Below are 10,511 nucleotides of genomic sequence, written 5' to 3'. Positions count from 1 at the left end.
AGGGCCACCGCGCGGTCGCCACCCGCTACGACAAGCGCGACTACATGTTCCGCGGAACCATCGACGTCGCCTCGATCAGGATCTGGCTCCGCGACCCCGTCCCATGATCCAAGGGACACGCTCTAGCGGCGCTCGAGCACGCGGCCTGGGCGGCGCACGCGCTGCACGAGGCCGGGCTCGCGCACGGCGACATCCGGCCGGGCAACGTCCTGCTGACCGAGGACCAGGACGGCAGCGTCGCCGGGCATCTGTCGGACCTCCGGCTCACCCGGTTCCTCACTCCGGGCACCATGGTCACCGGCATGGGCCGGGCGGGCGGCGTGGAGTTCACCGACCCGGACCTGCTCGCGGGCACGCGGCCGTCGCGCCGCACCGAGGTGTGGGCGCTCGGCGCCACGATCCACCGGGCGCTCACCGGCGTGGGGCTGTACGGCGAGCTGCCCGAGGGACAGCCGCTGCTCGCGATCCGCAGGCTGCTGTCCCACCGGCCGCAGGTGCATCCCGGGCTGCCACCCGCCGACGCCGCGCTCGTGCACGACTGCATCGCCGATGCGGACGCCCGCCTCGCCACCGCGGCCGACGTGGCCGACCGGCTGGCGCAGCTGGGCCGGGCAGCCGCCGCCTGACCGCCGTCAGATCGTCGGCGGCCGGGCGCTCGCCACGATGGCGTCGAGGGCGGCCCGCTCCGGCACCGGCGGCGCGTCGCCGGGACCGCCCGCACGGTCACCGTTCACCACCAGCAGCGCGGTGACCTGGCCGTCCGCCGTGGTCACGGGCACGGCGAGCACGAGCACCACGCCTTCCGTGGCGAGGCAGCCGTCGTCGGCGGCCGTGCGGGCGGTGGCCTCCACGAGGCTGCCCTCGATGCCGCCGACGTCGACGGCCCGGGGCACCGACACGCTCACCTCCGGCGGTTCGCCGTCGGTGCTGGAGGTGTAGTAGCCCTCCGCGAGCGCCCGCGCGGTCGCGCCGGCCATCGCATCGGCAGGCACCCCGCCGGGCAGCACCGCGCTCGCCGCGATCCCGCGGACCAGGGACCGGCCGCCGCACTCGTACGCCGGGCCGCGCGCGACGCCGGTGAAGTCCACGCCGAGGATGTTGCCCACCGACGTGCCGCCCTGGGTCCAGTCCGTGGGGACCTCGTAGGTGAGTGCGGGCGTGCGGATCGCGGTGACGGCAGGCGCCTGCGGCGCGGGCTCCGGCCCGTCGAGGATGAGCGCCGTCGCCGTGCCGAGGCCGGCGAGGACGACCGCGGCCGCGGCGAGCAGAGCGGCGAACCGGCCGCGCCGGTCCGGTGGTCCCGGTGTGCCCGGCGGCACCGGGCGTCCCGCGGTGCCCGGCGGCGGCCCCGGCCGAGGCGGGGTGGGTGGAGCGAACCAGGGCTGGCCGGGTGCCTGCCCGCCCAGGGGCGCGCCGGGCGGCCCGGACGGCGGGGGTGCGACCGGAGGCGGTCCGGCCGGAGGCGGTCCGGCCGGAGGCGGCGCGGCCGGCGGCGGTCCGGGCGGGCGACGACCGGCCGGTGGCGGCGCGCTCCGCGGATGCGCGGGCCCGGGCGCCGGCCAGGACGGTGGCGGGCCCCACTGCTGCTGCGGCGGCCCGGGCCGCCTCCCACCGGCACCACGGGGATCGGCGGGACCCGGGTGGGGCGGCCAGTTGCCCGTCGTCGTCACGGCTGCACAGCGTAGTGAGGGGCCCCGACGATCAACCCGCGAGGAACGACAGGCGCACCGAACGCACGGGATTGTCACCGTTCGTGTCCACGAGGCAGACCGACTGCCACGTTCCGAGGGCGGGGCGGCCGTCGAGCACCGGCACCGACAGCGACGGGGCGATGATCGCGGGGAGGACATGGTCGCGGCCGTGCCCCGCGCTCCCGTGCCGGTGGCTCCAGCGGTCGTCGGCCGGGAGCAGGTCGCGCAGGGCTGCGAGCAGGTCGGTGTCGCTGCCGGCGCCGGTCTCGATCACGGCGAGCCCGGCGGTGGCGTGCGGCACCCAGACGTGCAGCAGGCCTTCACGGGCACCGGAGGAGTGCAGGAACGCGGCGATCTCGTCCGTCAGGTCGACGACCGTCTCGCGCGAGCCGGTCCGGACCTCGATCAGCTGGCTGTCCACGCCCGTAGTGTCCCCGACCATGCGCACGGCATTCGGTCAGGAGTTCGACGTCCCCGACGGGTACCTGAACACGGCGAGCATCGGCGTCCCTCCCGTCGCGGTGGGGGAGGCCGTGGCGGGCGCCGTCAGGGACTGGCGGCGCGGCGCTGTCGGGGCGGGCGACTTCGACGACCCGGTGGCGCGGGCCCGAGCGGCCTTCGCGGCGCTCGTCGGGGTGGGGCCGGAGCGGGTCGCGATCGGCGCGTCGGCGTCGGCGCTCGTCGGGCTGGTCGCGGCGAGCCTGCCGGACGGGGCGCGGGTGCTCGTTCCGGCAGGCGAGTTCACGAGCACCACGTGGCCGTTCGCCGCCCAGGCGGGCCGTGGCGTGACGGTGACCGAGGTCGAGCTCGGTGAGCTGGGGGAGCGTGCGGCGGGGTTCGACCTCGTGGCGACGAGCGTCGTCCAGTCCGCGGACGGACGGATCGCGGACGTGGACGCGCTGCGCGCCGCGCGGGCGCGCGGCACCCGCGTCATGCTCGACGCGACCCAGTCGGTCGGCTGGCTGCCCGCCGACCTCGGGTGGGCCGACGCCGTGGTCGCGAGCGCCTACAAGTGGCTGCTGAGCCCGCGGGGCGCGGCGTGGATGGCGGTGCACCCCGACCTGGACCTCGTGCCGCACCTCGCGAACTGGTACGCGGCGGACGACCCGTGGGCGCGCGCGTACGGGCTGCCGATGCACCTCGCCCCGGACGCGCGGGCGCTCGACACGTCCCCCGCCTGGTACTGCCACGTCGGGGCGGGCGTCGCGCTGCCGTGGCTCGCGGGGCTGGACCGCGCCGCCGTCCACGCGCACTGCACGGGGCTGGCCGACGCCTTCCGCGCCGGGCTGGGGATGCCGCCCGCCGGATCCGCGATCGTCGCCGTCCGGCGGCCGGACGCGGCGGAGCGCCTCGCCGCCGCGGGGATCGCGGCGAGCAGCCGGGCCGGGGCCGCACGCGTGTCGTTCCACCTCTACAACACCGAGGCCGACGTCGCGGCCGCCGTCGCCGCCCTGCACTGACGTGCCCCGCGAGTCGCCCGTTCCTGCCACGCGAGTCGCCCGTTCCTGCCACGCGAGTCGCCCGGTCTGGCGCGCGAGTCGCCCGGTCTGGCCACGCGAGTCGCCCGTTCCTGCCACGCGAGTCGCCCGGTCTGGCGCGCGAGTCGCCCGTTCCGGACCCGCGAGGCGCCCGATCAGGCCCGGTGAGTCGCCCGGTCTGGCCAGGCGAGTCGCCGGGTCTGGCCACGCGAGTCGACTGGCGTGCCGAACTCGGGCGACTCGCGTGCGGATGTCGGGCGACTCGCGTGCCGATGTTGGGCGACTCGCCTGTCGAACCCGGGCGACTCGCGTGGCGATGTCGGGCGACTCGCCTGTCGAACTCAGGCGATTCGCATGGCGATGTCGGGCGACTCGCGCGTCGGTTTCGGGCGACTGGCGTGTCGAACTCGGGCGACTGGCGTGTCGAACTCGGGCGACTCGCGGGGCGAAGGGTCAGGGGAGGCCGGGGAAGACCGGGATCGCCGGCGGAGTGCCGACCACCACCCGCCAGCGGGCGCAGCGCAGCGTGCCGTCGGTCATCGCGTCGAGCGCGGCCTGCCGCAGCGCCCGGTCCTCGGTGCGCTCCATCACGGAGCGCCATGCGGCCAGCGCATCGGTCTCCGCGACGACGGCGAGCGCCGCGGCGGAGGCCGCGTCCTCGACCGGCTCCGGCGTGGCGTACGCGGGCAGCGCCGACACCGGCCGCTCGCCCAGATCGGTGAGCGTGGTCTCGACGGCTCCGCGCAGCTCCCGGTGCGCCTCGGCGTCCTGCCGGGCCTGGTCGATCTGGTCGGGCGGCAGGAACGCGAGGGCGAGCGTGTAGCACCAGATCGCCGCGTGCTCGGCGGCCAGCGCGTCCTGCAGCGCCTCGGCGGCCACGGCGTCGACGACGGCCACGTCGTCGCGGGGCGAGCCGGTCATGCCAGTACCTCCGCGTAGGTGGCGCAGCAGGCCGCGACCGCGGCGACGAGCCCGACGCGGTCCGGGGGCAGTTCCAGTGCGGCGGCCCTGGCGGCCTCCCCGGACGCCCGCACCGCGTCGCGCACCTGCTCGAGCGACGTGCCGCGGCCCGCGGTGGACGTCGTCGGGGCCGGCGTGGGACGGGTGGTCGAGTCGGCGGGGTCCAGCCGTGCCACCTCGGCGTCCAGGGCGGCCGCGTGCTGCGTGCGGGCGTCGACGAGCGGCTGCAGCCGGTCGGCCAGCTCGGGGGAGGCGGCAATGGCGACGGCCGCGAGCGCCGCATCGGCCCGGGCGGCCTCGGCGAGCGCGATCAGCGGGTCCGGCTCCTCGGGCGCGTCCGCACCCGCGCCGGCGCCGAACGAGCAGCCGGCCAGGGCGGGCGGTACGAGCAGCATCGCGGTCAGCACCCGGCGCCGGCTCAGCGGGGGCCGGGGTGACCTCGCGGGCTCGGTCACGACATCTCCTCACCGGCGCTCGCCCCGTCGCGCCGGACGGGCGCCGGGTCCTCGAGCGGCGAGGCGGGAACCCACTCGCCGCGGGGCACATCCTGCCAGGCCGTTCCGCCGCGTCTCGGGGACCCGGTGGCTCCGGTAGGAACCAGCGTCGGCTACGGGAAACCGGCAGGCGCACGCGGCGGCGCGTCCGTCCCTGCGCGGGTGGTGACGAAGGGTGCTCGGGGAACGGCGGCTCCCGGGACGCGCGTTACCCTGACGGACCCCACCGCCCCGCCGGCAGCCGCCCGCCTGCCGGGGGGAGACCGACACGAGCAGGAGTCGCGATGCCCTCCCCCCGCCCCGCAGAGGATGCCGGGCAGTTGCACGGCGTGCTCGAGCCGATCGTGCGCGACGCCGGCTTCGAGCTCGACCAGCTCGACGTGCGCGCCGCGGGCCGCAGGCACACCGTCAAGATCGTGGTGGACTCCGACTCCGGCGTCGGGCTCGACGACATCGCCACGCTGTCCCGCGTCCTGTCCGCGGAGCTCGACCAGCACGAGCACCTCATCGGTGGGTCCTACACCCTCGAGGTCACCTCACCGGGCGTCGACCGCCCTCTCACCGGGGCGCGGCACTGGCGGCGGGCCCACATGCGCCTGGTCAACGTCCGCACCACCGACGGGGTCACGTTCAGCGGGCGGGTGGGCGCAGCGGGCGAGGAGTCGGTCACCCTTCTCGTCGACGGCACGCTGCGCGAGCTGCGCTACGCCGACGTCGCGCACGCCGGCGTCGAGGTGGAGTTCCGGCCCGCCCCCCAGGCCGAGGTGCGGCTGCTGCAGGGGGCGGCCCGGCCGTCCGAGGACCGGCCATCCGAGGAGGAGACGGCATGAACGTCGACATCGCCGCGCTGCGCACCATCGAGCGCGAGAAGGACATCCCCTTCGAGACGGTCCTCGAGGCCATCGAGACGGCCTTGCTCACCGCCTACAAGCACACCGACGGCCACCAGCCGCACGCGCGGATCGACATCGACCGCAAGACGGGCGCGGTGCGGGTGATGGCGCAGGAGCTCGGCGCGGACGGAACCGTCGAGACCGAGTGGGACGACACCCCCGAAGGCTTCGGCCGGATCGCCGCCACCACCGCCCGCCAGGTGATCGTGCAGCGCCTGCGTGACGCCGAGCACGAGCGCACCTACGGCGAGTTCGCCGCCAAGGAGGGCGAGATCGTCGCGGGCGTGATCCAGCGCGACGCGCGCGCCAACGCCCGAGGGGTGGTGATCGTGCAGCTCAGCGGGGACACCGAGGGCGTGCTCCCGCAGGCCGAGCAGGTGCCGGGGGAGAACTACACCCACGGCGAGCGGATCCGTTGCTACGTGGTGGGCGTGACGCGGGGAATGCGCGGCACCCAGATCACGTTGAGCCGTACGCATCCCAACCTCGTGCGCAAGCTCTTCGCGCTCGAGGTCCCGGAGATCGTCGACGGCTCGGTGGAGATCGTCGCGGTCGCCCGGGAGGCGGGGCACCGCTCGAAGATCGCGGTGCGCGGCACCGTGCCCGGGGTCAACCCCAAGGGTGCCTGCATCGGCCCGGTCGGCGCCAGGGTGCGCGGCGTGATGAACGAGCTGGCGGGGGAGAAGATCGACATCATCGACTGGTCCGAGGATCCGGCGACGTTCGTCGGCAACGCCCTCTCGCCGTCGAAGGTGGTGTCGGTCACGGTCCTGGACGCGCGCACGAAGACCGCGCGCGTCGTGGTGCCGGACTTCCAGCTGTCGCTCGCCATCGGCAAGGAAGGGCAGAACGCCCGGTTGGCGGCCCGGCTCACCGGCTGGCGGATCGACATCCGCAGCGACGCCGACCCCCGCGGGGCCCTGGACGCGTCGGAGACGGAGTCGGTCGGCTGAACCGCAGAGCCCCCAGCGCGGGCGGAACGGGCCGGGACGCTGCGCTACACTCCAACGAGGCCCGTCGATCGGGTTCGACTCCCGCCCGTCCGACCCCCACAGCGGATCCTGGATCCTCTGCGGGCCCGGTCCGGACATGCGTCGGATGCCGGAGCCGATCGTCGGCCGACGGTCTGTTGCGGGTCGTCGTGGTGGACGGGGTGCTCACCCCGGACCCGCGGCGGCGGCTCCCCGGACGAGGTGCCTGGCTGCACCCCGATCCGGAGTGCCTGCACCGCGCCGAGCGCAGATCGGCGTTCCCACGGGCGCTCCGCGTCCGGGGTCCGCTGGACACCGCTCCGGTGCGTGCGCGCATCGAGACCGATAGCGCAACCGCGGCGGCCCGCGCCACCGCGAACGGGGCCCGGGAGACACCCGGGTCCGGCACACAAGGAAGCAAGGTCGACCCGTCATGAGCCAGTCGTGAAGATCGCACCATGAACGTGCTTCGACACTAGGTTCGAGGTCGAGCGGGATCCGCCGCCGGCCTCCGAGTAACAAGGAGTGCAGTGGCAGGCAAGGCCCGCGTGCATGAGCTCGCCAAGGAGCTCGGTATCAGCAGCAAGCAGGTCCTGAGCAAGTTGCAGGACCTCGGCGAGTACGTGAAGTCCCCGTCCTCGACCGTCGAGGCCCCCGTGGCCCGCAAGCTCCGCGAGTCGGTGAGCGGTGGCTCCGGCGACGGCGCCCGCCGTCAGCCCGGCGGCGGCAGGCCCCGGCCCGGTGGGGCCGCCCCCAGTCCGTCCGCGGTTCCGTCGCGCCCGGCGCAGCCGTCGGGCGGTCCCGTTCCCGGGCCGCCCGCGCGCCAGCAGCCGGAGCAGCAGTCGCGCCCGGCGGCGTCCGCGCCGTCGCCCGCGGAGCAGACCGACCGCGCGCGGCCCAGCGGCCCGCGCCCCGGTCCTCGGCCGGGCCCGCCCGCGCGGCCCGAGCAGCGTCCCGCGGCGGAGGCGCCCTCCACGCCCGCGCAGCCCGGCCAGCAGCAGCCCGGCCAGCAGCAGTCCGGCCAGCAGCAGTCCGGCCAGCAGCAGTCCGGCCAGCAGCGTCCCGGCCAGGAGCCCGCAGGCCCCCGGCCCGGCCAGCAGCCGCGTCCGGGTCAGCAGCCGCGCCCCGGGCAGCAGTCCCGGCCCGGTCAGCAGGCGCCGGGCACGCCCGCACAGCAGCGTCCCGCCGCCGACGCGGGCGGCACCGTCGTGCCGCCGCGCCCGGCCGCGCCGCGTCCCGGCCCGCGTCCGCCGCGGGTGGGCAACAACCCGTTCGGCGTCGGCTCCGGTGCCCCGCCGCGCCCGGCCGCGCCGCGCCCCGGCCCGCCCGGAGGCGGTCAGGGCCAGGGTGGTCAGGGCCAGAGCGGCCCGGGTCAGGGTGGCGGTCCGCGTCCCGGTGGCCCGCGTCCGCAGGCCCCGCGCTCCGGTGAGCCGGGTCGCGGTGGTCCGCGTCCCAACCCGGGCAACATGCCCCCGCGCCCGAACCCCGGCATGATGCCGGCGCGCCCGGCGGGCCAGCGGCCCGGTCCGGGTGGTGCCGGCGGCCGTGGCCGTCCCGGTGGTCCCGGCGGCGGTCGTCCCGGTGGTCCCGGTGGTCCCGGTGGTCGTCCCGGCGGCGGTGGCTTCCGCCCCGGTGGTGGCGGCGGTCCTGGTGGTGGTGGTGCCCCCGCGGGTGGCGGCTTCCGCCCCGGTGGTGGCGGTGGTCGTCCCGGTGGCGGCGGTCGCGGCCGCGGCGGTGCCGCGGGTGCCTTCGGCCGTCCCGGCGGTCCGGCCCGCAAGGGCCGCAAGTCGAAGCGGCAGAAGCGCCAGGAGTTCGACTCGATGCAGGCCCCCTCGGTCGGCGGCGTCCGCCTGCCGAAGGGCCACGGCGAGACGATCCGGCTGCCACGCGGCGCGTCGCTCACCGACTTCGCCGAGAAGATCGGCGCCAACCCGGCTTCGCTGGTTCAGGTGCTGTTCCACCTCGGCGAGATGGTCACGGCCACCGCATCGGTCGCCGACGAGGTGCTCGAGCTGCTCGGCACCGAGATGAACTACAACGTCCAGGTCGTCAGCCCGGAGGAGGAGGACCGCGAGCTGCTCGACAGCTTCTCCATCTCCTACGGCGAGAACGCCGGTGGCGAGGAGGACCTGGTCGTCCGGCCGCCGGTCGTCACGATCATGGGTCACGTCGACCACGGAAAGACGCGACTGCTGGACACGATCCGCCGCGCCAACGTCATGGAGGGCGAGGCAGGCGGCATCACCCAGCACATCGGCGCCTACCAGGTGGTCTCCGAGCTGGAGGGCGAGGAGCGCCCGATCACGTTCATCGACACCCCGGGTCACGAGGCGTTCACCGCCATGCGTGCCCGCGGTGCGAAGTCCACGGACATCGCGGTGATCGTGGTCGCAGCCGACGACGGCGTCATGCCGCAGACGGTGGAGGCGATCAACCACGCCCAGGCGGCCGACGTGCCGATCGTGGTGGCGGTCAACAAGATCGACGTCGAGGGTGCGAACCCGGCGAAGATCCGCCAGCAGCTCACCGAGTACAACCTCGTGGCCGAGGAGTACGGCGGCGAGACGATGTTCGTCGACATCTCGGCGAAGCAGGGCACCAACATCGACTCGCTGCTCGAGGCGATCCTGCTCACCGCCGACGCCGCGCTCGACCTGCGGGCCAACCCGGACATGGAGGCCCAGGGCGTCGCGATCGAGGCGCACCTCGACCGCGGCCGCGGCCCTGTGGCCACCGTGCTGGTCCAGCGCGGCACGCTGCGGGTCGGCGACTCGGTCGTCGCGGGCGACGCCTCCGGGCGCGTCCGGCGCATGCTCGACGAGCACGGCGACGACGTCACCGAGGCCTACCCGTCGCGGCCGGTGCAGGTCATCGGGTTCACCTCGGTGCCCGGCGCGGGCGACACGTTCCTCGTCGTCGACGAGGACCGCGTGGCCCGTCAGATCGCCGACCGGCGCCGCGCCCGTGAGCGCAACGCCGAGCTGGCCAGCCGCCGCAAGCGCGTCAGCCTGGAGGACCTGGACGCCGCGCTGAAGGAGACCAACACCCTCAACCTGATCATCAAGGGTGACAACTCGGGTACCGTCGAGGCCCTCGAGGACGCGCTCATGAAGATCGAGGTGGGCGACGACGTCGAGCTGCGGGTCATCCACCGCGGCGTCGGTGGCATCACCGAGGGCGACATCAACCTCGCGATCGCCGACAACGTCATCGTCCTGGGCTTCAATGTCCGCGCCGAGGGCAAGGCCACCGAGCTCGCCAACCGCGAGGGCGTGGAGATCCGGTACTACACCGTGATCTACCAGGCCATCGAGGAGATCGAGAAGGCGCTCAAGGGCATGCTCAAGCCGGAGTACGAGGAGGTCGAGCTGGGCCGCGCCGAGGTCCGCGAGGTCTTCAAGTCCTCCCGCGTCGGCACGATCGCCGGTTGCCTCGTGATGAGCGGGGAGATCCGCCGCAACGCGCGCGGCCGGCTGCTCCGCGACAACGTGGTGATCGCCGAGAACCTGCCGATCAGCTCGCTGCGGCGGTTCAAGGACGACGTGGTCGAGGTCCGCGAGGGCTTCGAGTGCGGTTTCACGCTCGGCAACTACAGCGACATCAAGGTCGGCGACGTCGTCGAGACCTTCGAGATGCGCGAGAAGCCGAGGGCCTAGCGGCACGTGAGTGGAAAACGTCGCGGGAGCGACGTTTTCCACTCACGAGCAGCGGAGCTGCGGATGTATGTAGGGGCATTGGAGCTGGACGTCCTCCTCGGGGACGTCCACTCTCTGAAGCAGAAGCGGTCGGTGGTCCGGCCCGTGCTGGCCGAGCTGCGGCGCAAGTTCGAGGTGGCCGTCGCCGAGGCGGGGCACCTCGACCTGCACCGGCGAGCGATCCTCGGCGTGAGCTGTGTCGCCGCCGACCACGCCCACGTCATTGAGGTGCTGGACCGGTGCGAGCGGCTCGTCGCCGCGCGCCCGGAGCTCGAGCTCCTGTCGGCCCGGCAGCGGATGCTGGGCCCGGAGGACGACTGAGGCCGTGA

General features: G+C 75.1%; 11 protein-coding genes. 7 read left to right on the top strand and 4 right to left on the bottom strand.

Annotated elements, in window-relative coordinates; all coding sequences use genetic code 11:
- The first annotated feature begins 161 nt into the window (after window positions 1–161).
- Window positions 162–626: a protein kinase domain-containing protein gene (locus KME75_RS21830; RefSeq protein ID WP_246632564.1), complete on the top strand. Its 465-nt coding sequence runs from the start codon at window positions 162–164 to the stop codon at window positions 624–626.
- A gap of 6 nt (window positions 627–632) precedes the next feature.
- Here KME75_RS21830 and KME75_RS21825 read toward each other — a convergent pair whose 3' ends face one another.
- Window positions 633–1,319: a DUF8017 domain-containing protein gene (locus KME75_RS21825; RefSeq protein WP_219416731.1), complete on the bottom strand. Its 687-nt coding sequence runs from the start codon at window positions 1,317–1,319 to the stop codon at window positions 633–635.
- 382 nt (window positions 1,320–1,701) lie between these two features.
- Window positions 1,702–2,112 (bottom strand): secondary thiamine-phosphate synthase enzyme YjbQ, encoded by a 411-nt coding sequence (locus KME75_RS21820; protein WP_219416730.1) that lies wholly within the window; start codon window positions 2,110–2,112, stop codon window positions 1,702–1,704.
- 19 nt (window positions 2,113–2,131) lie between these two features.
- Between KME75_RS21820 and KME75_RS21815 the strand changes: the two genes are divergently transcribed.
- Window positions 2,132–3,151 (top strand): aminotransferase class V-fold PLP-dependent enzyme, encoded by a 1,020-nt coding sequence (locus KME75_RS21815; RefSeq protein WP_219416729.1) that lies wholly within the window; start codon window positions 2,132–2,134, stop codon window positions 3,149–3,151.
- 471 nt (window positions 3,152–3,622) lie between these two features.
- Here KME75_RS21815 and KME75_RS21810 read toward each other — a convergent pair whose 3' ends face one another.
- The gene (locus tag KME75_RS21810) at window positions 3,623–4,090 is read right to left on the bottom strand and encodes a ferritin-like domain-containing protein (protein WP_219416728.1); all 468 of its coding nucleotides are present in this window, start codon (window positions 4,088–4,090) and stop codon (window positions 3,623–3,625) included.
- A complete protein-coding gene (locus KME75_RS21805; protein WP_219416727.1) occupies window positions 4,087–4,584 on the bottom strand; it encodes a hypothetical protein in 498 nt (165 codons plus the stop codon). Before KME75_RS21805 ends, KME75_RS21810 begins: the two co-directional genes overlap by 4 nt.
- Window positions 4,585–4,907: 323 nt before the next feature.
- Here KME75_RS21805 and rimP point away from each other — a divergent pair, with 323 nt between their 5' ends.
- From rimP to KME75_RS21780, 5 genes are all read left to right on the top strand, one after another.
- On the top strand, window positions 4,908–5,453 hold the full coding sequence (gene rimP / locus KME75_RS21800; protein WP_219416726.1) for a ribosome maturation factor RimP: 546 nt from the start codon (window positions 4,908–4,910) through the stop codon (window positions 5,451–5,453).
- On the top strand, window positions 5,450–6,469 hold the full coding sequence (nusA, locus tag KME75_RS21795; protein WP_219416725.1) for a transcription termination factor NusA: 1,020 nt from the start codon (window positions 5,450–5,452) through the stop codon (window positions 6,467–6,469). Before rimP ends, nusA begins: the two co-directional genes overlap by 4 nt.
- Window positions 6,470–6,657: 188 nt before the next feature.
- Window positions 6,658–6,924: a YlxR family protein gene (locus KME75_RS46865; RefSeq protein ID WP_372452640.1), complete on the top strand. Its 267-nt coding sequence runs from the start codon at window positions 6,658–6,660 to the stop codon at window positions 6,922–6,924.
- Window positions 6,925–7,017: 93 nt separating this feature from the next.
- Window positions 7,018–10,143 (top strand): translation initiation factor IF-2, encoded by a 3,126-nt coding sequence (gene infB, locus KME75_RS21785; protein ID WP_219416724.1) that lies wholly within the window; start codon window positions 7,018–7,020, stop codon window positions 10,141–10,143.
- Between the two features lie 63 nt (window positions 10,144–10,206).
- Window positions 10,207–10,503 carry a DUF503 domain-containing protein gene (locus KME75_RS21780; protein WP_219416723.1) on the top strand — a complete coding sequence of 99 codons (297 nt, stop codon included), beginning with the start codon at window positions 10,207–10,209 and terminating at the stop codon, window positions 10,501–10,503.
- Window positions 10,504–10,511 lie beyond the last annotated feature (8 nt).

The sequence above is a fragment of the Pseudonocardia nigra genome (assembly GCF_019396355.1).
Classification (GTDB): Bacteria; Actinomycetota; Actinomycetes; order Mycobacteriales; family Pseudonocardiaceae; genus Pseudonocardia; species Pseudonocardia nigra.
This window is presented reverse-complemented; position numbering and strand designations above follow the sequence as displayed.

Coding starts and splice junctions, on each gene's coding strand:
- KME75_RS21815 (WP_219416729.1), top strand. CDS start 2,132: ATGCGCACGGCATTCGGTCAGGAGTTCGACGTCCCCGACGGGTACCTG.
- KME75_RS21810 (WP_219416728.1), bottom strand. CDS start 4,090: ATGACCGGCTCGCCCCGCGACGACGTGGCCGTCGTCGACGCCGTGGCC.
- rimP (WP_219416726.1), top strand. CDS start 4,908: ATGCCCTCCCCCCGCCCCGCAGAGGATGCCGGGCAGTTGCACGGCGTG.
- nusA (WP_219416725.1), top strand. CDS start 5,450: ATGAACGTCGACATCGCCGCGCTGCGCACCATCGAGCGCGAGAAGGAC.
- KME75_RS21780 (WP_219416723.1), top strand. CDS start 10,207: ATGTATGTAGGGGCATTGGAGCTGGACGTCCTCCTCGGGGACGTCCAC.